This window comes from Mucilaginibacter sp. (assembly GCF_964263795.1).
Lineage (GTDB): Bacteria > Bacteroidota > Bacteroidia > Sphingobacteriales > Sphingobacteriaceae > Mucilaginibacter.
In genome coordinates, this window is the sequence record NZ_CAXVWK010000024.1 from 18,117 (window position 1) to 40,400 (window position 22,284).

13 protein-coding genes and 1 pseudogene are annotated in these 22,284 nt (G+C 43.0%); 5 read left to right on the forward strand and 9 right to left on the reverse strand.

Annotated features, from left to right (window positions below; translation table 11 throughout):
• Positions 1-75: 75 nt before the first annotated feature.
• The 7 genes from ACE5CV_RS05165 to ACE5CV_RS05195 form a co-directional block, all read right to left on the reverse strand.
• Positions 76-2,499, reverse strand: coding sequence for an ABC transporter permease (locus ACE5CV_RS05165; protein ID WP_374949099.1), 2,424 nt, complete (start codon positions 2,497-2,499; stop codon positions 76-78).
• A 125-nt stretch (positions 2,500-2,624) separates the two neighbouring features.
• Positions 2,625-3,650, reverse strand: a complete 1,026-nt coding sequence (locus ACE5CV_RS05170) for a DUF4097 domain-containing protein (protein WP_374949100.1) — start codon at positions 3,648-3,650, stop codon at positions 2,625-2,627.
• Between the two features lie 105 nt (positions 3,651-3,755).
• Positions 3,756-6,143, reverse strand: coding sequence for an FtsX-like permease family protein (locus ACE5CV_RS05175; RefSeq protein ID WP_374949101.1), 2,388 nt, complete (start codon positions 6,141-6,143; stop codon positions 3,756-3,758).
• A 276-nt stretch (positions 6,144-6,419) separates the two neighbouring features.
• The gene (locus ACE5CV_RS05180) at positions 6,420-8,810 is read right to left on the reverse strand and encodes an ABC transporter permease (RefSeq protein ID WP_374949102.1); all 2,391 of its coding nucleotides are present in this window, start codon (positions 8,808-8,810) and stop codon (positions 6,420-6,422) included.
• 61 nt (positions 8,811-8,871) lie between these two features.
• Positions 8,872-11,247, reverse strand: a complete 2,376-nt coding sequence (locus tag ACE5CV_RS05185) for an ABC transporter permease (protein WP_374949103.1) — start codon at positions 11,245-11,247, stop codon at positions 8,872-8,874.
• Positions 11,248-11,360: 113 nt separating this feature from the next.
• Positions 11,361-12,038, reverse strand: coding sequence for an ABC transporter ATP-binding protein (locus tag ACE5CV_RS05190; protein ID WP_374949104.1), 678 nt, complete (start codon positions 12,036-12,038; stop codon positions 11,361-11,363).
• Positions 12,039-12,141: 103 nt separating this feature from the next.
• Positions 12,142-13,395: an efflux RND transporter periplasmic adaptor subunit gene (locus tag ACE5CV_RS05195; protein WP_374949105.1), complete on the reverse strand. Its 1,254-nt coding sequence runs from the start codon at positions 13,393-13,395 to the stop codon at positions 12,142-12,144.
• Positions 13,396-13,683: 288 nt separating this feature from the next.
• Here ACE5CV_RS05195 and ACE5CV_RS05200 point away from each other — a divergent pair, with 288 nt between their 5' ends.
• The 5 genes from ACE5CV_RS05200 (at position 13,684) to ACE5CV_RS05220 (ending at position 19,706) form a co-directional block, all read left to right on the forward strand.
• Positions 13,684-15,036, forward strand: coding sequence for a sigma-54-dependent transcriptional regulator (locus ACE5CV_RS05200; RefSeq protein WP_374949106.1), 1,353 nt, complete (start codon positions 13,684-13,686; stop codon positions 15,034-15,036).
• A complete protein-coding gene (locus ACE5CV_RS05205) occupies positions 15,026-16,378 on the forward strand; it encodes a PAS domain-containing sensor histidine kinase (RefSeq protein ID WP_374949107.1) in 1,353 nt (450 codons plus the stop codon). The genes ACE5CV_RS05200 and ACE5CV_RS05205 overlap by 11 nt, the downstream gene beginning before the upstream one ends.
• A 408-nt stretch (positions 16,379-16,786) precedes the next feature.
• On the forward strand, positions 16,787-18,670 hold the full coding sequence (htpG, locus tag ACE5CV_RS05210) for a molecular chaperone HtpG (RefSeq protein ID WP_374949108.1): 1,884 nt from the start codon (positions 16,787-16,789) through the stop codon (positions 18,668-18,670).
• 208 nt (positions 18,671-18,878) lie between these two features.
• Positions 18,879-19,394, forward strand: a complete 516-nt coding sequence (locus ACE5CV_RS05215; protein ID WP_374949109.1) for a DUF4251 domain-containing protein — start codon at positions 18,879-18,881, stop codon at positions 19,392-19,394.
• A 36-nt stretch (positions 19,395-19,430) separates the two neighbouring features.
• Positions 19,431-19,706, forward strand: coding sequence for a hypothetical protein (locus ACE5CV_RS05220; protein WP_374949110.1), 276 nt, complete (start codon positions 19,431-19,433; stop codon positions 19,704-19,706).
• A 28-nt stretch (positions 19,707-19,734) separates the two neighbouring features.
• Here the strand turns inward: ACE5CV_RS05220 and ACE5CV_RS05225 are convergent, their stop codons facing one another.
• A complete protein-coding gene (locus tag ACE5CV_RS05225) occupies positions 19,735-20,658 on the reverse strand; it encodes a sugar phosphate isomerase/epimerase family protein (RefSeq protein ID WP_374949111.1) in 924 nt (307 codons plus the stop codon).
• 228 nt (positions 20,659-20,886) lie between these two features.
• Positions 20,887-22,284 (reverse strand): annotated as a pseudogene (locus ACE5CV_RS05230) (glucosidase); the annotation flags it as partial.

Sequence of the window (22,284 nt, forward strand, 5' to 3'; positions counted from 1 at the left end):
TATATAAAACATTAATTGTTAGAAATTTAACATCTCTTAACGTATAAAGCAATTCACTTCAAGAGTGCTGATCAGCTACTCGCTTCTTAAACTTTTTACCGGGTTGGCAATAGCCGCTTTTACCGACTGAAGACTGATAGTGATAAAAGCAATCATCATCGCCCCACCACCGGCGGCAGCAACTATCCACCATTTAATGCCATCGCGGTAGGCAAATCCGTGCAGCCATTGCTGCATAGACAGCCAGGCCAAAGGCGAGGCAATAAGTATGGAGATCAGTACCAGTTTGATGAAATCTTTTGATAAAAGGGTAACGATGATACCCACATTGGCACCCAGTATTTTACGGATGCCGATCTCTTTGGTGCGCTGCTCGGTGGCGTAAGCGGCCAAGCCAAACAAGCCCAGGCAGGCAATAATGATAGCGATACTGGTAAAAACAATAAAGATGCGACCAATGCGCTGTTCGGAGCGGTACACTGCATCAAAATCCTCATCCATAAACGAGTAGGTAAATTCTTCGTTCGTGGCGAAGTTTTGCCATTTGCTTTTTATCCGGGCCAACACACCCGGTATATCTGCCGAATTAATACGAACCGACAACGCCCCCCGGTTTTCGTTCATCACCAATACCAATGGGGTAATATTTTCGCGAAGGGAATTAAAATTAAAATCTTTAATTATCCCGATGATGTGCATCGCTTTTAACTGCTCGGCCTTACTATCTATCGGGAAGTACAACTCTTTATTTATCGGATCCTTAAGGCCTAAACGTTTTGCTGCCGCTTCATTGATGATCAGTGCAGATGAATCTGTTTTCATCTCTTTAGAAAAATTCCTCCCGGCTATCAGCTTCATGCCCATAGTGGCCAGGTAATCTTCGTCGGCTTCCCAAAATTGGGTGGATAAGGCGGTTTTGGCGTTGCGTGTCTGATCCTGAAAAAAGGTAGTGCTGTTGTGGTAATTAGATGTTGGGGTAAAAGGGGTTAACGTTACGTTTTTTACACCGGCCATGCGCTTAAGTTCCTGTTTAAAGGCCTTGGCCTGATTACCCAGGTAATTGGTATTTTGAATTACCAAAACATGATCGCGGTTATAACCCAGGTCTTTACTTTGAATAAATTTAAGTTGATGATAGATCACCATAGTGCCAATAATCAGAAATATGGAGATAGAGAATTGAAAAACCACCAGGAAACTGCGTAGCGCACCGCCTTTAAAACCACTGGCCAGCTTACCCTTTAATACATCGATCGGTTGAAATGCCGATAAAAAGAATGCCGGATAAGAACCCGCAAGGCAACCGATCACGATCACGGCGGCAAGCAGTACAGGTGCCAGCCAGGCAAAGGTATTTGCCGTAAAAGCCAGATCCTTGCCCGCCAGGTTATTAAATGTGGGCAATAATATATATGCCCCTGCTACTGCTATTAATGTGGCAGCAAAAGTTACGATAATAGATTCTGAAAGGAACTGGGCGATCAGATACTTACGCGGCGAACCCAAAACTTTGCGCACCCCTACCTCACGCGCGCGATTTGCGGAGCGGGCGGTAGACAGGTTCATGAAGTTTACACAAGCGATCAATAAAATAAATACCGCAATGGCCAGGAAAATATAAACATATTGAATATTGCTGTTGGCTTCTAACTCCCCATCGCGGTTAGATTTAAGGTGGATATCCGTTAAGGGTGTAAGATTGAGCTTGAAATAGTCGCCGCCTTTTAACAGATCATCATAGCTCATTTTGATAGCCGCTTCTAACTGGCTGCCCACGTATTTTTTTACCAGGGCCGGCAGTTTGGCTTCCAGGGCTTTTACGTTAGAGCCGGGCTTTACTAAAATGTAAGTATTAAAGTTATTGCTTAGCCAGCTATCATCTTTTCCCTCCGGCAATGACGACATCGACATGAACAGGTCGATTTTAAAATGCGATTGTTTAGGCATGTCTTTAATTACGCCGGTTACCTTGTAGTAAAGCGAATCGTTTATGGTAAGCGTTTTCCCGACAGCGGATGTAGTGTTAAAATATTTAAGTGCTGTAGTTTGGTTAATTACCACACTATTAGGGGCGTTAAGGGCCGTTTTAGGGTCGCCCTGTATCATCGGCAGGGTAAACATAGTCAATACGCCGGGGTCGGCATAAATGGCGCGGTATTCCTGTATTTTGAGGTTGCCCTTTTTAACCTGGAACTGCCCGCGCTGCCTGAACCTTACCGCGCTTTCAACCTCGGGCAAATCATTCAAAAAAGTTTGGGCTAATGGCGCCGGTGATTGGCTGTACGATTTTTCGTTACCCCCAAACTTGATATCATCGTTTACACGGTAAATACGACTGGCATTCACGTTATATCGATCATAACTTAACTCGTCAACCACATAAAAAACAATCAGCATACAAACGCACAGGCCCAGTGCCAGCCCGAATACGTTGATAATTGTAAACCCTTTATTCTTTTTCAAACTGCGAAAAGCAGTTTTGATGTAGTTTTTGAACATAATGTTAAATTTTAATCCTGATCCCTGAATGCCGAAAGCTTTCCAATAATAAATATTAACGCACTTATCTTACTCGCTTCGTTACTCCGTTACAGGTTAATTCAGCGGCGCCCTAATGGCAACAACTATCGTGCGGATGATATGGTGATGCTGTTGTCGCCGCGGATCTCGACACGGCCACCACCGCCGTTTACTTTACCTATCACTTTGTCTTTGCTTTTTTCGCCGTTAAATGTGCCGGATAGGCCATAATTTACACGATCGGCACGCAGGTCAAGGTCCATGCCGGCGTTGGATGGCACGCTCAGGTCGATATGGCCTGAACTGGATTCTAACTTAACGTATTTACCAACACGCACCATTTGCGCATGTACGCTGCCACCGCTGGTAGATGCATCTAAACTGCCCGATATGCCGCTTAAATTAACACTGCCGCCGCTGGTGCCGGTAATCAGTTCGCCATCTATTTCACTGCCATTGATGCTGCCACCACTGGTAGTTGCATGGATGTTACCTTTCAAATCATTAAGGCGTAAAGAACCGCCAGATGTTTCTAAGCTGATTTTACCGGAGCAGTTATTAGCAGTGATGCTGCCGCCACTTGTATTAAGTTTAATGTCCTGTTTGGAGTTTGACAGGTTGATACTGCCGCCGCTGGTTTCACCGCGGATGACACCGGTGATATTATTGATGTTAAGGCTGCCACCACTTGTTTCAAAATTCTGATTACCGGTAAGGTTATCAAGGCTAATACTGCCACCGCTGGTATTCAGGTTGGTTTCGGCCTGTTTATTTACATAAACCTTGAAACCAATGCTCAGACTGCGACGCCAGTTATTCATGTTTCTCTTTTGTTTAGCAGTAGCGTGTAATTCGCCGTCGTGTACCGAGATCTCCAGGGTATAGTCCTCGTCTAACCGTTTTTTGATCTCCTCTTTCGTAAGGTTTTGGTTGTTGTTGCCAACAACGTAAACTTCTAAACGGGGCTCTTGCCCGCCGGCAACAGCAATGCTGCCGCCACTGGTGTTTACAAACACGTTTTTGATCCCGTCAGAAGCCAGTGAACGGGTCATGTAAGGAGTGCGGTTATCTTGTGCGGATGCTGCAAATACTGCGGACGACAAGAGTAACAATAAGAAGTGCTTTTTCATGATAATATTTAGTTTTTTATAAGATGAATACTGTGTTGATTTAGTTGCATTGAATCTCAAAAACAAAGAAGTTTTATGGTTTGCGTTAACCCCCATCCCGTAGATTTACTCGCTTTTTAAGCTTTTGACCGGGTTGGATAGCGCCGCCTTTATTGCCTGCAAGCTAACGGTTGCCATTGCGATGAGCGCAGCCCCTGTTCCCGCAAGAACAAACACCCACCAGCTGATAGCTATTTTGTATTGAAAATCCTGCAGCCAGGTGCTCATAGCATACCATGCTATCGGGCAGGCAATCACTGTGGCAATGATAACCAAACGCATCAGGTCTGTCGACAGCAGGTTTACAATGCTGGCAACGCTTGCACCTAATACTTTCCGGATGCCTATCTCTTTGATGCGCTGCTCGGCAGTGAAGGTTACTAACCCAAATAATCCAAGGCAGGCAATGCTGATAGCCAGAATTGTAAATATAAGCAGGATGGTACCCTGGCGCTGTTCTGTTCGGTACTGTGCTGCGAAGTTTTGGTCGAGAAAATGGAACTCGGCTTTATTTTCGTTATCAAATGTGTTATAAACCCTGGTTATAAAACCAAGTGAAGCCGCAATATTATTTTTGCTGATGCGCACATAAACGTTGTCTTTATCGTTGGTTTCGGCTGGCATGCCCAGTACCATCGGGGCAATTTTGTGCTGCAGCGAATAAGTGTTAAAATCTTTCACAACCCCTATAATGGTTTGCGATATCACTTTCCCCTGCTCGTCCATACCGGTGTTGACCCTGCGGCCAACCGCGTTTTTCCAGCCAAGTTCTTTAACCAGCGTTTGGTTTACGATTATAGCATCCTTAACATCACTTATATTTCCATTGGAGAAATTGCGGCCGTCGGCCATTTTGATTTGCAGTGTTGGTATAAAATCGGCATCTATTAACAAGTTCTGAACGATCTTGGATTGCGAGGTGGCCTTACCATCAGCACCTAAATTGAAATCGCCGCCGCCTATATTATTATTACCTATGGGGTTCCCTGCTATGCCTACGCTTTCAATATTGGGGTTTTGCAATAATTGCTGCTTTAAGGCGTCTACCCTGCCCCTTACACTTTTGCTGATGTGAAAGGTTAGTGTTTGCGCTTTATTAAAGCCCAGGTCTTTGTTCATCACAAAGTTGAGTTGTTGATAAATCACGCATGAGCCGGCTATCATCACAATAGTCACTACAAACTGAAACACCACCAGTGATTTCCTGAACAGAATGGTGCTCAACTGGTTACCCAATTGCCCTTTCATGGCTGCAATGGTTTTAAAACCTGATAGAAACATGGCCGGATACACGCCGCTTAACAAGCCGGTTAGTAAAGAGAAAACCGCAAACACAGCAAGCGTTTTAGCCGTACCAAACTGCATCAGCACCAGGTTTTTTCCGGATAATTCATTAAAATAAGGGAGACTAAACTGGATGATAATGCCTGCAATAAGGGTGGCGATAAACGTAAGTAAAATGGATTCGGCGAAAAACATCGTCATTAATTGTTTTCGGTCTGAGCCGATCACTTTACGCACACCGATCTCCTTTACGCGTACTGATGACCGTGCAGTAGTAAGGTTCACATAATTAATAACTGCAATGAACAGGATCAGCAAAGCAGTGATACTAAATACGTAAACATAAGTAATGTTACCGTTAGCGCCTAGTTCATAACTTAAATTAGAGCGCAGGTGAATGTCGGTTAGCGGCTGCAATTCCATTTTAAATTTCATAGCCCCCATATCGCCCTGAATGTTCTTTTTAAAGAAAGCTGCCGATGCGGCCTCTATGCCTTTATAACTGTCATGATCTTTCAGGAGCAGGTAGGTGTAAATGCTTGCATTGCCCCATTTACCGGTGTAACCAGCCGGCATAGCCCGCAAAGCTTTAAAGGTAAAGTGTGAATTTGCCGGTACATCATTAATTATTGCTGTTACCGCAGTTGGTTGTTCGTCGACTATGATGGTTTTATTATAAGCAGCTTCTGCATTCCCAAAAAGATTTCGAGCAAGTGTTTTTGTTAATACAATGCTGTTTGGTTTCAACAGTGCAGTTTGCGGATCGCCGTATAGGAATTGATAACTGAAAATATTAAAGATGCTGTTATCCGCGAACAATATATTGCCCTCACTTATCTGCTTGTCGCCCAGGGTAAGCCTGGCGCCGCCTTCGGCATCTATTCGCACTGCGTCAACAACTTGCGGAAACCCGGCCTTTAAAGCCGGCGCATAAGGTGGGGATGTTACGGCGATATCAAATTTACCGCCATCCCATTGCCCATGCTGCACAACACGGAAGACCCTGTCGGCTTTGGAATTATAGCGGTCAAAACTCCACTCGTCGGTTACGTAAAGTGCAATCAACCAAAAGGCAGCTATGCCCACTGCCAGGCCAAATACATTTATAAATGAAAAAGCTTTGTGCTTTTGCAAGTTGCGCCAGGCTATTTTAAAATAATTCTTTAGCATAATTGGTATCTGTTTAAGCTAATTACCTAAAATACATACCAAGATAATAACTGTCTGATTAATAGTAGCTTATAAACTATAATTTTTAGGTCTCTGTTCGCATCTGTAACAGTGGGTGTTCGGTTACGATACAATAATTAAACTAACTGTTTTAAAAACAAAAGCCCGGATCAAACTTGATCCGGGCTTTATCACTAATTGTACATACTGAGCTTATTTGGCAATACCGCTTTTAATCAATATTTACTTATGGATTTAAATAACACGCGCTGATGATTATTCGCCGTTCTTTAAACTCTTCACCGGATTAGCCAGTGCCGCTTTTACTGACTGAATACTGATGGTAGCCAGGGCTATTAAGGTGGCACCAACGCCCGCAATAATGAATACGCCCCAACTAATGCTAATCTTGTAGGCAAAGTCCTGTAACCAGCCTTGCATAGCAAACCAGGCCAATGGCATTGCTATAACAATAGCAATGATAATGAGTACCATAAACTCTGATGCCAGCAAGGCGACGATTTTACCCACACTTGCCCCCAGTACCTTACGGATGCCAATTTCCCTTGTTTTTACTTGTGCCGAGTAAGTAGCTAAGCCAAATAAACCCAGGCAGGAGATCATGATGGCAATGGCCGAAAAAAGGTTAAACAGCGATCCTTGTTTTTGCTCGGTGGTATACATTTTAGCATACGTTTCATCTAAAAACGCGTAGGCAAAAGGCACATCGTTATTATACTGTTTCCATTGCGCTTGTGCGCTGGCAATGGCATTGTGTGCATCCTTCCCGGTGGTTTTAATGTATAGATTCCAGCAATTATCGGGGTTATATTGAAAAACCGCAGGCTCTATCTTTTTATGGATGGTGGTAAAGTGAAAATCTTTTACGACCCCTATAATTGTTCCGTTAATGCTTTGAACGCGCAAGCGTTTACCTACAGGGTTTTTCAACCCCATCTCTTTAACCGCGGTTTCATTAATGATAAAGTGCGCCGAATCTGCCACTACGCCTTTAAAGTTATCACCTTCGGTAAGGGTCATTTTAAAGAAAGGGATCATGTCCTTATCGGCATATATCTGGTTGAACCACATGTTAGAGTTAGCAGGTTTACCGTCCCAATCGTTATCACCGGTCGAACTGCCGTCTGTTACAATATTTCGGCCTGCGCGGGTTACAGACAGTACACCCGGATTTTTAAGCAGTTCATTTTTTACTACATCGAAGTGCTGTTTCATATCCTGGCGCATATTTACCAGGATAATGTTCTCTTTATCGTAACCCAAATTTTTATTACGGATGTATTGCAACTGATTACTTATCACTAACGTGCCGATGATGAGTACAATGGATACTGCAAACTGTGTAATCACCAGTATGCGCCTGAACGCCACGTTACCAATGCCAACCGATACCTTACCCTTCAGCGCTTTTAACGGCTCAAATGATGATAAAAGTAAAGCGGGATAGATGCTTGATGCAGCCAGCGTACCAACTAAGGTTGCTGCTATACATAGCCAAATATTATAATTGGTCAGGCTAAAGGTAATTTGCTTGCCGGAGAATTGGTTAAAGTACGGAAGCAAAACAAACATCACCGCAAAAGCTAAAACTGCCGATATCACAAACAGCAAAGCAGTCTCAACCATAAATTGCATAAACAACTGGAATTTATCTGCACCGATGATCTTGCGCATACTAACCTCTTTAGCCCGCAGCATAGAGCGGGCGGTAGAAAGGTTAACATAGTTGATACAGGCTATAATCAATATCATCAGTGCTACAATGGCAAATGTGCGCACGGTCGAAAAACCACCGTCGGTACCATCGGCTTTGTATAAATGCATTTTGAGCAGCGGTTGGGTTAAATAAGGCACCGGTGCATCTTCTGGCTTGTTGCGCTCATGTATGGCCTGCAACTTTTTTTCTAAAGCAATCACATTTACGTTGCCTTTAAGCAACAAATACGTTTGGAAACCAAAATGTGCCCAATCGGCATCCATGGATGATACTACGGTCTTTTTATCATATGACGTTTTAGTTTTGATGTAGGCCTGATAGTTATACATGGAAATAGGTATCAAGATGCGATACTTAAAACTTGAATTGGCCGGGTAATCAGCAATTACGCCTGTAACCTTGCCCTGCTGATCCTGGCCCATCATCACCACCTTGCCTATCGGGTCCTCATCGCCAAAATACTTTTTAGCGGTGCTTTCGGTAATTACAACAGAGCTGTTATCCTGAAACGGATGGCGCTTATCGCCTTTTATCAACGGAAAATCAAACACCGTAAAGTAAGATGGGTCAACAAACGCGAAATCCGGCTCGATAAAGACTTTGTCTTTATACTTAAAAGGCGCATCGCCCAACCACATTATCCTTACGGCATCCTTTACTTCAGGAATTTCATTTTTGGCAAAGGTGGCTACCGGGGCTATGATATTGTTGAATATTTGCTTACTAATGCCGGTACCACCCACAATGCCTACTTTGTAAATATTGTCGGCATTGCTGTTGGCCTTATCAAAGCTTAATTCATCCTGAACCCAAAGCAGCATGAAAATTCCTACGACAAGGCCTACAGTTAGCCCTGCTACATTTATAGCCGCGTAAAATTTGTTACTGGTAATGTTACGCCAGGCTGTTTTTAAATAGTTTCTGATCATGATTTTGCTAATTATGCTGTTTTTAATTCGATCACAATGGATCAATAATTCTTTAATTTGATTATTCGCTCCTTAAGCTTTTTACGGGATTAACCAGGGCTGCCTTGAGTGATTTGAAGCTAACCGTAACAAAAGCTATTATAAATGTTATCAATGCGGCAAAAGCAAAAATCCACCACTGCAGCGGCGTTCGGTACGCAAAGTTTTGTAGCCAGGCGTGCATTAGATAATACCCTAACGGGATAGCGATAATGGTTGCGACAGCAACCGGCTTAAGCAGATCTTTTGAAAGCAGGATAAGTATTTTTGATACTGACGAGCCCAGGACTTTACGAACGCCAATTTCTTTGGTTCTCTTTACCGCAGTGAACGATGCCAGGCCAAATAAGCCGAGGCAGGCGATGAAGATGGCCAACCCTGCAAAAATAGTCAGCATTGTTTGTTGCCTCAGGTCTGTTTTATAGGTAACATCGAATTTTTGGTCAAGGAAGCTGTACTCAAAAGGATAAACGGGTGCAGCCTCTGCATAAGCAGCTTTGATAACAGCTATAGCATTTTGCAGGTTACCTGGTTTAAGTTTAATCACTGCCACCCGCCTGTCTTCCGATGGTGAGATCACCAGGGCATCCATATTCTCTTTTAGGGAAAGGAAATTATAATCCTTAATAACGCCGATGATATGGCGCCTAACACTGTCGCGAACGGTATTTTTAATCCATTTGCCAACTGCCTGGTTAGGTGTAAAGCCAAGTTTGCGAGCGGCAGTCTCATTAATTAATGCCGCATCTGTTGTATCGGTTGCAAAGCGGGGCGAAAAATCCCTGCCGGCAATTATTTTAAGGCCAAGGGTCTTTACGTATTCAAAGTCAGCAAATTCGCTGCGGGGTTTAAAAGTTTCGGGTTGCCCCTCTACCTCAAATGTTTGCAAATCATGAAAACCGCCCGGCTCGCCAGACATGAGCGAAACAGACGCTACAGCCGGGCTGCTTTCTAACGTTGATTTAAATAGCCGGCGATGATTGTAAATATCATCGTTATCTAAATTAACAGTTACAACCTGCTCTTTATCGTATCCCAGTTCTTTTCCTTTAACAAAGTTCAATTGCTTAACAATTACAATGGTGCCGATGATCAGCAATACCGAAATGCTAAACTGCACCACCACTAATGATTGCCTGAAAAAGTTACCGCTTTTGCCTAACCTTAACTTGCCTTTTAATGCCTGTATGGGTGAAAATGCCGAAAGGAAAAATGCCGGATAACTGCCTGCTAAAAAACCGATGATCAAAATAACGCCAATTAGGAAAAGGTAAATTGGCGATGAATTCCAGGAAACGCTTAGCTTGTATCCTAAAAGTTCTTTGTACCAGGGCATGCAAAGCAAAAGCAGGCCAATAGCTAATACGCATGATACGATAGTAAGTAAAATGGACTCGCCTATAAATTGGAGCACCAGGTGGCTTTTGTGTGCACCAAGTACCTTGCGTAGGCCAACTTCTTTTGAGCGCTCTATAGCCCGGATGGTAGACAAGTTGGTGAAATTGATGCATGCGATCAGCATGATCAATACAGCTATGGAAATGAAAATATATACCACGGTTTTATCACCGTGCTTAACCGCATCGAATGAAGATGCCTGATCGAAGTATACGTTAGCCAATGGTGTTAATGACAGGTTCATTTTGATACCGGCGCGTTGCATTTCAGCACCAATATACTTGTCAAGAAACTGCGGAAATTTCTTTTCAAGATCTGCCTTGTTGGTATGCTCGTTTAAAAGCACGTAGGTAAAAAGGTTATTATTGACCCACACTTTAAAATAGCTTTCATTAACGTAGTTGGATATCGGGATGACCATATCAAAGTCAAGGTGAGAGTTCGATGGCACATCCTGGCTAATACCGGTCACTTTTAATTGCAGGTGTTTGTCAAGCGTGAGCACTTTACCCATAGCGTTGCCAGTGCTTCCAAAATATTTTTTCGCGGTAGTTTCGCTCAATACAATGCTGGATGGATTTTTTAAAACGTTTGATGCGTTGCCTTTGAGTAACTTGAATGAAAACAGGTTAAAGAAGCCATCATCAGTCACATAAAGCTTTTTCTCAACAAAGGATTTGTTGTCAAAGGAGATGAGTCCCTGGGTTGAATTGACCCGTACAGCCTGCTTGATATCCGCCGGAAAATCATTAAGCAGCGCCGGCGCGTAAGGGCCCGACAGGTAAGGTACGCCTTGTTTAATCTCTTTAAAGTTGCGCATTACCCGATAAATTTGCTTTTGCTTAGTGTGAAAATTATCAACACTGAATTCGTTCATAATGTAAACGAAGATCATCATGCACACTGTAATACCGATGGTTAATCCAAGTATATGGATAAGCGAAAATGCCTTGTTTTTGGTGAGGCTGCGGTAAGCTATTTTAAGATAATTTTTAAACATAACGATGCGGATTAACGCGCACTCTCAAACCCACCCTACCGCCCCTGCAAGGGCGGTGGGTAGCTATGAGACACACTTAACTATATTAATTCAACTAAATCAGGGTAGTATATTTATACCATAATGTTTTCCATTACAGTTTGGCCATCCAATAAGCGGATAATACGATGGCTGTAACGGGCATCATGTTCAGAGTGGGTAACCATTATAATTGTGGTACCTTGTTCGTTAAGGTCGGTTAGCAGTTCCATAACATCATTACCGTTGCTGCTATCCAGGTTACCGGTAGGCTCATCGGCAAGTATCAGTTTTGGCTTATTAACAACGGCACGGGCGATAGCCACACGCTGCTGCTGACCACCCGATAACTGCTGCGGGTAGTGGTTGCGGCGGTGCATGATCTGCATTTTATCCAATACTTCTTCTACGCGTTTAATCCTGTCTGCACTGCTTACGCCGGTGTAGATCAATGGCAGCTCAACATTTTCAAATACGGTTAGCTCATCTATCAGGTTAAAACTTTGGAATACAAAGCCGATATTGTGCTTGCGCAGGTCGGCACGTTTACGCTCGTTAAAGTGTGCTATCTCGATACCGTTGAAAACGTAACTGCCATCATCCGGATCATCCAGCATACCCAGAATGTTCAATAAAGTTGACTTACCGCAACCCGACGGGCCCATTATGGCCACAAATTCGCCGGTGTTAACTTCCATCGAAAGCTTGTTCAATGCAATAGTTTCTACCTCTTCTGTACGGTAAAACTTTTCAAGGTTTGTAATTTTTATCATTTGGCCTCCCTTAAACCCTTAAGCCGGTTAAGCATAGGGTAAATTTGATTTAATTGTGATTGATATATCTTTAATATTGTTTATTCTGTTTTTGGCTGAAAAGTTACTTTTTCAACACCAGTTCCTGTATGTCGCCATAATTTTCGTAGCTGGATGTTATTACCTTATCACCAACCTTAAGTCCGTTCAACAGTTCATAATTGTCTGTATTGTACCTGCCCAACTGGATATCTGTTTTATAGGCCGTTTTACCGTCTTCGCTTACTTTAAAGATCCAGTTACCACCTGTTTGCTGGTAAAAGCCACCTTTTGGAACCAGCAGTGATGTGGTCTCGTCGCTCAGCGCCAGGCGGATCTGTAGTGTTTGCCCCTTCCGGATGCCTTTAGGCAACTGACCAACAAATTGCATATCCACTTTAAAACGCCCGTTGGTAACTTGTGTAAACACTTTCTTGATCACTAATTTGTATGTTTTATCGGCAAATGTGAAATCACCGGTTAGGCCATTGAAGATACGTGATAAGTAATGCTCCTCCACATCAACCTGCACTTTAAATCCGTTTTGTGCATCTAACTGGCCCAGGTGTTCGCCTTTGTTCTTGCTTTGGCCTATCTCGGCATCCATCGACGTAAGCTGTCCATCTATCGGCGCCCGAACGATCAGATCGCCTACTTTTTTCTTCATCAGTTCAAGTGTACCTTTCATGTTGGCGTAAGATTCGGCAGATTGCTTTACCTGTGCGCTGGTAGATACCGTGTCCTGTTTCAGTATTTGTGATGCCAGCCTTTTACGCCTTACCTGGTAATTGTACAAGTTTAAAGCCGACTGGTATTCCTGTAAACCTATGGCCTTTTGATCATAAAGTCTTTTATCAAGGTTGTAAACGCGTTCAGCTTCTTTAAGTGCGTTATCTACATCAGCCATTGAGTTCAATTTGCTGATGGTATTTTGCTGTGCCTGATCACGCGAGATCTGCATCTGTGTCAATACGTTAAAAACTGCTGTCTGCTGGTTGGCAAGGCTAAGTTCCAGATCGGTGTTTGATAAGCGCAGGATAGGGTCGCCTTTTTTTAGCATCGCGCCATCTTCAACATATTTTTCTTCAACCCGTCCGCCTTCAATCGCATCCAGGTAAATAGTGCTCAATGGTAAAACCACACCGTTAACCGGTATAAATTCCTGGAAAGGTCCTTTCTTAATCTCGCTTATTGTAATGCGTTCTGTATCAACATTTAACTTGCTCTTACCTGATGTAAAAAATATGCTGCCCCCTACCAATAATACCACACCTGTAATCCCGGCTATGGTCATTAGTCGTTTTGTACTCCACGTCTTTTTTTGAATTACTCTGTCCACTGTAGTTATTAATATTTGGTAAGGAGATACAAAAACACATGCCACAATTTAAATAACTGTTTTTCAGTTGATTAAGTAAAATTTACCTAATTGCACCGTACGCTTCTGTTACAGCATGTGTTCGGTTATGATACAATGATTTTTTGGGCGTTGCAAAGGGCTAACCACACATCATACTTGATTATCAAGCCAATGGCTATTATAGCATAAATGGTATGATATTTAACATGCAAACACTAAATTGCAGTGCAGTTTTGCAGCAACCAGTTACTAATCCCTATCCAATAAATGATACTTAAAAAAGCTACCGTTTTAATTGTTGATGACGACCCCGATGTACTTACCGCGGTAAAGTTGTTATTGAAAACTGAAACGCAGGAAATAATTACCGAAAAGAACCCCGAAAACTTAAACTCATTATTACAGCGCAACCAGGTTGACCTGGTGCTGCTGGATATGAACTTTAACAGCGCCATTAATACCGGCAATGAGGGTATCTACTGGCTGCGTAAGATAAAAGAATGGAAGCCTAATGTTTGCGTAATTATGATAACAGCATACGGGGACATTGACCTGGCGGTACGTTCGCTTAAAGAAGGTGCAAACGACTTTGTGGTAAAGCCGTGGCACAACGAAAAATTGATTGATACCATTAAGGACCTTTTGGACAAAAAAGAGGGTGTTAAAACCAGCAAGCCATCCAAATCCGGAAACGGGCAAACTTCTATACTGGGCGAATCGGACATTATGGACGACATTTTCCACAAGGTAAATAAGATAGCCCCAACCGATGCAAATATTTTGATACTGGGCGAAAATGGAACCGGCAAGGACCTGATGGCTAAGGCTATCCATGAGCGATCGTTAAGGGCCGACAAACCCTTTATTAAGGTGGATGTAGGCGCACTGACCGATTCACTGTTCGAGAGTGAGTTGTTCGGGCATAAAAAAGGCGCTTATACAGATGCCCGTGAAGACCGCATGGGCCGTTTTGAAGAGGCAGAGGGCGGTACCCTATTCCTGGATGAAATTGGTAATATCAGCCTTCAGCAACAGGCTAAGCTACTAACCGTGCTCCAGAACCGCCAGGTAACCCGTTTAGGCACTAACAAGGCGGTAGATGTTAACATCCGGCTCATCTGTGCTACCAACGTCCCGCTGACTGAATTAGCTAATGAGAACAAATTCCGGAAGGATTTGATTTACCGGATAAACACGGTAGAAATTAACATGCCGCCGTTGCGCAAACGAGCAGAAGATATTGTGATCCTGGCTAAACATTTTGCCAAAATGTATGCAGGCAAATACTTAAAGCCGACTATGGAGTTTGAGGCTGCCGCATTGCAGAAACTGCGCATGTACAACTATCCCGGTAATGTGCGCGAGCTACAATACACCATTGAAAGGGCTGTGATCATGGCGGACGACCATATCCTGCGGCCGGACGACCTGATCTTTTCAATCCTGGAAACCCCCGGAGAAAATATCATTGATGAAGACAACATACAATTAAGCACGTTAGAAAAAAACGCCATTTTAAGGGTGATAGAAAAGCATAACGGTAATATTACCCGTGCTGCAAAAGAATTGGGCTTAACCCGTACCGCACTGTACCGCAGACTAAGTAAGTATGATATTTAACCGTTACGAATGGCGGCTGGTGCTGCGCGTTATCTTACTTTTTATTGCAATTACCGCTACTGCCATTATTGTTGAGCGGGGCATTTATCTGTATGCGGTAATCACCGTACCATTGGTGGTCTACTCGCTCCTCGATTTGATCCGTTTTAATAAAAAAGCGCAGGACGAGGTGAACCAGTTTGTTGAGTCGATACATTACCGGGATTTTAGCCGGCACTTTGATGTGCGCAAAGCGCCAAATGAGCTAAAGCCGCTCCGTAAAGGTTTCAACGACATCAACACCACCTTTAAACTTATTAGCCGTGAGCGTGAAACGCAATACCACTACCTGCAAAAGATATTGGAACTGGTAGATACGGGCATCCTATCCTACGAGCAGGAAACGGGCGAGATCAGCTGGATCAACGAGGCTTTTAAAAATCTGATCAGCATCCCCTACTTAAAAACCATTCATTCGCTCAACAAGCGCGAGCCTGATTTATATGCCGATGTAGTAAAACTTAAACCCGGCGAGGCAAAGGTGATGACCATTACCCGCGATCAGCAGCAAATAAAGATGCTGGTGACGGCCAGTATTATGCGCAGCGACGAAAAGATGTATAAGCTTATTGCTTTCCAAAACGTAAGTGAAGCATTGGATGAAACAGAATCAAAGGCATGGTCAAAGTTGTTGAACGTGATGACCCATGAGATCATGAATTCTGTTGCGCCCATATCTTCTTTGGCTGATACCATGAAAAACCGGTTGCAGAGCCCGGAAATTGTGGCAAACATACACGGAACCGATCTGGAGGATATCTCATTAGGGATTGACACCATTAAACGCCGTAGCGAGGGTTTGTTGAAATTTACAGAAAGCTATCGCAGCTTAAATAAGATCACCAACCTGGATACCAATAAGGTGCTGGTTCGTAATATGTTCGAGAACCTGGCCAGCCTGATGCGCCCTACCTTAGAGAAAAAGAATATCGAGTTAGAGATTATCCTGCGCGACCCGGCTTTGGCTATCGAACTGGATGTAAACCTGGTAGATCAGGTGATGATCAATTTGCTTGTTAATGCTATCGAGGCCGTTAAAGACAGGGAAAATCCACGGATCACTTTATCCGCCGAGGTTCAGAGTAGCAGTAAAACGCTGGTGAAAGTATTAGACAACGGCCTGGGCATGCCGCCGGAATTATTAGACAAGATCTTTATTCCGTTTTTCAGCACACGCAAAACGGGCAGCGGCATCGGTCTCAGTTTATGCAAACAGATCATGCTGCTGCATAAAGGCAACATACAGGTACAATCTACAGAAGGCAGAGGATCGGCATTTATCCTAACATTTACGAATAACTGATCGTCTGAATTTACGGGATTAAGGTTCAGTCAAAATGTAAAATACCCTGCGTCCTGATTCACGAAAACGCAGTTGAGACGATGTATGGCCCTTTCCTAATAAAACATTTTGCTGAATTAATGGTGGCACAGTGTTGTCAGTAGTAAAAATGACAAGTATCTGATTATCATGCTTTTGTACAAAAGCATAGGCGTTCACGGCGATGAACGTGAACGTTTTGTTATTTTTACGGTTTGTAGTTCTCAACGTGTCTTCTGAAAATACTCGGCAGTTTATCGCTGTAGAAAGATTTTATACCTCTGCATTCATACGCTCGTACCCTGCCAATTCGTCACTTTACCGCGCTTTGGAACGGGCATTGCTAAATGGCTTTCAGTTAATAAGTCAAAATTCTAAACACTTACAATTATGCAAGAAAAAGGAACGATTTCGATACACACCGAAAACATTTTCCCGATAATTAAAAAGTTCTTATACTCTGATAACGAGATCTTTCTGCGCGAGTTAGTCTCTAACGCTGTTGATGCTACGCAGAAAATAAAACGTTTGTCGTCACTCGGCCAATACAACGGCGAATTGGGTGACCTGCGCGTTGAAGTTGCCTTTGATGCCGACAAAAAGACAATTACCATATCTGATAACGGCCTAGGTATGACGGCCGATGAGATCAAAAAATATATCAACCAGATTGCCTTCTCGGGTGCTACCGAGTTTATGGAAAAGTTTAAAGAAGCTAAAGATGCCAATGAGATCATAGGCCGCTTTGGTTTAGGTTTTTACTCGGCATTTATGGTGGCAGACAGGGTTGAAATTGAAACACTGTCTTACCAGGATGGCGCAACCCCTGCCCACTGGACCTGCGACGGCAGTACTGAATTTGAAATAAGCGAAGGCAGTCTGGAAGAACGCGGTACGGAGATCACACTGCACATTAATTCAGAATCTGAAGAGTTTTTGAACCAGCATAAATTGCAGGAAATTTTAGATAAATATTGTAAATTTTTGCCGGTTCCTATCAAGTTTGGCACTACTTCACAAGACGAAGAAGACGGCGTTGACGAAGAGGGCAAACCAAAATACAAATCGGTTGATACTGCTAACATCATCAACGATACCAATCCAATCTGGACAAAAGCGCCAAGCGAACTAACAGACGAGGATTATCTTAAATTCTATAAGGAACTTTATCCTTTTAGCGAAGACCCATTATTTTGGATCCACCTGAATGTTGACTATCCGTTTAATCTTACCGGTGTATTGTACTTCCCTAAGCTGAAGAACGATTTTGAGATCACCCGTAACAAGATCAAATTATACAGCCGCCAGGTATTTATTACCGACGAGGTTAAAGATATTGTTCCGGAGTTTTTAATGCTGTTGCATGGCGTGATCGATTCGCCGGATATCCCGCTGAACGTTTCCCGTAGTTTTTTACAAGCCGATAGTAACGTTAAAAAGATCAACAGCTACATTACTAAAAAGGTTGCTGATAAACTGGCCGATTTGTTTAAGGCAGACCGTAAAGGGTTTGAAGATAAATGGAATGACATTGGCCTGTTTGTAAAATACGGGATGGTAAGCGAAGACAAGTTCTACGATAAAGCAAAAGATTTCGTATTGGTTACCAACACCAAGAAAGAAAGCTTTACTCTACCGGAATACAAGGATAAAGTATCTGCAGATCAGACCGACAAAGACGGCCAAACGATATACATTTACACCAACGATCCCGATAAGCAGGATTCGTTTATTCAATCGGCCAACAAGAAGGGTTATGATGTATTGTTAATGAACTCTCCTATTGATAATCACTTCATTAGCCAGCTTGAGCAAAAATTGGAGAAAACCTCTTTGAAAAGAGTTGATGCTGATGTTGCGGATAAATTAATCAAAAAGGATGATGCACCTGAGCATGTTTTGACAGAGGAGCAATCTGCCAAAATAAAGGAGATCTTTGATAAGGCAATCAGCAAGCCGGCCTTTAAGGTTGAATTGGAAAGCCTAAACCCCGATGAGCTACCGGTAACCGTTACCATGGACGAATTTATGCGCCGTATGAAAGATATGGCAGCCATGGGCGGTGGTATGGGCTTCTATGGCAACATGCCTGATAACTATAAGGTAATTGTTAACGGTAACCACAAGCTGATAAGCCGGATATTGCAGGATGAAAATCCTGACGTGCAGGCACAATTAGCAAAACAAGCATTCGATCTTGCCCTGCTTTCGCAAGGCTTACTCACCGGTGCTGAATTGACCGAGTTTGTAAACCGAAGCGTGAGCCTGATCTAACACACAATAACACGTTATTTCAAGCCATCCGGATAAACCGGGTGGCTTTTTTTATGATAATTTTTGGTTGTTATGGAATAATGTATTTAGCTGCATCATATAACTAAAACTATCATGGGCGCACACTGGCAGAATAGTAGCTGATTAAACTTTGAGCAGGTAAAACAGTCTAATTAAACTAACGTTAATATTATATAAACAACTAAGAATGAAAACTTTATTAAAAATCGCATTTGTGCTTATCATAGCACTTCAAATATACAACCCAGCCTCTGCGCAAACTAAAAAGCAAATTCGCGAGGCGGCAAAAGTCGCTGATGTAAAAGGCCAGCTTGATACACGTAATTTCACATTCCAGGCGCAGTACATGTCCCCTTTGGGTGGTGGCCAGCGCTACCTTAATACCGATTATGATGTTAGGGTCACCAAAGATTCTGTCATAGCATTCCTGCCCTATTTTGGTGTAGCATATTCTGGCGCAGGTTATAATAACAATGAAGATAACGGCATCAAATTTACTTCAACCAAGTTTGATTACCAGGTAGAAAAGAAAAAGAACGGTATATCTTACATTGTAATTAAACCTAAAGATGCACGCTCTACCAATCAGCTTATTTTTAATATTTCGCCAAATGGAGCAACAAACCTGGCTGTGATAAGTAATAACCGTCAGCGCATTAGTTTTGACGGTTACTTAAAAGATTCGCCTAAAACTAAAAAGTGATATCGCCTGTTAGCCTGACATATAAACGATAAGATCATGCTCAGAATAAATGTGCCATCAACAGCAGAAAATACTATAACCGCCAACATTTTTGACGACTATGGTCTTCCTACTACACCAAACGGAACAGATACGGAAATTAACGGCGACCTTATTTTGTTATTTGAAGATGAGGAAGAAGCGGTTGCCTATCTGGATGAATTGGAAGATTACGCTGACGATTTGGACAATGAATCGCCTGCTAAACCAGTGATAAACGGGTTGATTACCGCTATTAACAATGATGAGTTTGTACAGGCCTACTTAGCGTAACCTGTACAAACTCATTCTATACATTCGTTTAAACGTTAAGGTTTTTATTAACGTAAGCAATGCTGCTTTGCATGCTTGCGAACGGATCTTTAGGCATATCATGCTCAACAAAAAAGTTTTGCATTCCTGCGATATTTGCAGCAGCGAAAATCGGTTTAAAATCGATGGTTCCGCTACCTACCGGTAGTATGTTCTCTCGGCTTGCGTCAAGGTCTTTAACATGCCAAAGCGGGAAACGTCCGGGATGGGCTTTGAACATATCAACCGGGTTTTTGCCTGCTTTAACAGCCCAGGCAAGGTCAAGTTCCATTTTTACCAGCTTAGGGTCTGTCTCCGTTAAAAACATATCGTACGGTACTTTACCATCTACAGCCACAAATTCCATATCATGATTGTGGTAGCAAAACTGCATGCCGGCTTTCCTGGCAGCCTCGCCGGTTTTGTTTAACACCGGGATAGCAGCTTTAACTTCATCCAGGGTTCCTGTAGGAATGTTGGCGCAAACCAGGTATTTAACGCCGCCTTCCGCAGCCTCATCAACTAACTGTTGCATGTTGCTGGTTAAGTTTTTCATTGGTGGTATAACCATTGGTTTACCATCTGGTCCTTCGGGCATTTTTGTGCCTGCAGGCATTTTAAACGGCGCGCCCAAAACATGGTGCGATTTCCAGGTCATCCCCAGATCATTGATCATTGCTTTAAATTGTTTAGGAGGCATGCCATAATAACCGCCCAACTTGCTGAAGGCCGATTCGATGTCTTTGTATCCGGCAGCAGCAACTTTTGTTAGCGTGCCTTTAACATCAGCGTCCATCACATTAAAAAAGGTAAAAAGTTGGATACCTACGGTATGTTTAGCCATTAACAAATTGGCCGCTTTGCCGGATAATGCCAGGCTACCAAGTGCAAGCGCACTTGTATTCTGCAAAAATTTACGTCTGTTTAAATTCATATTAATTGGTTTATTGATAACTGGTTAAGTAAATCTAAAGCAATTAATCTGAATTCAAAGAATTTATTGTGTCAAACTAACGCATTACCACTCATCGATAGAGTTAACGAATAGGAACCAACGTTTGCAAATGGAGAATTTGAGGTAGTTACAAACTGCAAATTTAAGATCAGGTTTTCTTCGACCATGACATTTCTATTAATTCGACTATCTCAACGGCAAGTTCTGTCAATGATATAAACAGTTGGCTATTAAACCTGTCCACCCGGTTTGGTGGGCGGCGCCTAAGCCCTCGCCCGTATCGCCGTCAAAATACTCGTAAAATAAGATATGATCTTTAAAATGAGGGTCGTTTTGTACTTTGGCATTCTTGCCGGAAACCGGGCGTAAACCGTTTTCGTCACGAAGAAATAATTTAGATACCCTTCGATAAATTTCGTTGGCAACCTCTTTCAGGTTCATCATCTGCCCCGATCCTACCGGGCACTCAACAGTAAAATCGTCGCCGTAATACTCATAATAAGTATTCAGGCTTTGGATGATCAGATAATTAATAGGCATCCATACCGGGCCACGCCAGTTGCTGTTGCCGCCAAACATCCTGCTGTCACTTTCCGCAGGAATATATTTAATTCCAAAATCACTCCCGCCAACCTTTGCCGTATAAGGATGTTCCAGGTGATATTTTGACAAGGAGCGGATGCCGTAAGGGCTTAAAAACTCATCCTCGTTTAACATGTACCGCAAAATCCCTTTCATGCGGTGGCCGCGCAAAAGGCTTATGAGGTGCTTACCTGTCTTACTGCTTTCATTCCAGTGCGATACCAAACTTGCCAGGTCCGGTCGGTTGGTAGCAAACCAATCCATCCTGCCCTTAAAAATGGGATTGTTCAGGATATCGGTATCATTTAAAACTTCCGTTGCAAACATGGGGATCAAACCTACAATACTGCGCACTTTCATTTTTTCGGCAGTTCCGTCGGCAAAACGCAGCTGGTCATAAAAGTAGCCGTCGGCATCGTCCCATAGGCCGTTATTGCCACCTTCGCCCAGGTTGGCCATAGCTCCGGCTATGTAAATAAAATGCTCAAAGAATTTTGAGGCAATATCAGCATAAGCTTTATTGGTTTCGGCAAGTTCCGTAGCAATCCGGAGTAAGTTAAGGGCATACATAGCCATCCAGCTTGTACCATCAACCTGCTCCAGGTGGGTGCCGTTATTGAAACGAATATTCCTGTCAAAAACACCGATGTTGTCCAATCCCAAAAAACCACCTTCGAAGATGTTGTTGCCTACCTCATCTTTGCGGTTTACCCACCAGGTAAAATTGAGCATCAGCTTGTGAAAAATACGCTCCAGGAAAAAAGTATCGCCCTTGCCATTATTGTTGGCCTTATCTAATTGATAAATTTTCCAGGTAGCCATGGCATGCACCGGCGGGTTGGCGTCGCTAAAATCCCATTCGTAAGCTGGTAACTGCCCATTGGGGTGCATATACCAATCGCGTACCAGAAGATTAAGCTGGCGCTTAGCAAAAGCCATATCAATGCTTGCCAGCGGAATACAATGGAATGCAAGGTCCCAGGCGGCAAACCAGGGATACTCCCACTTGTCGGGCATGGAGAT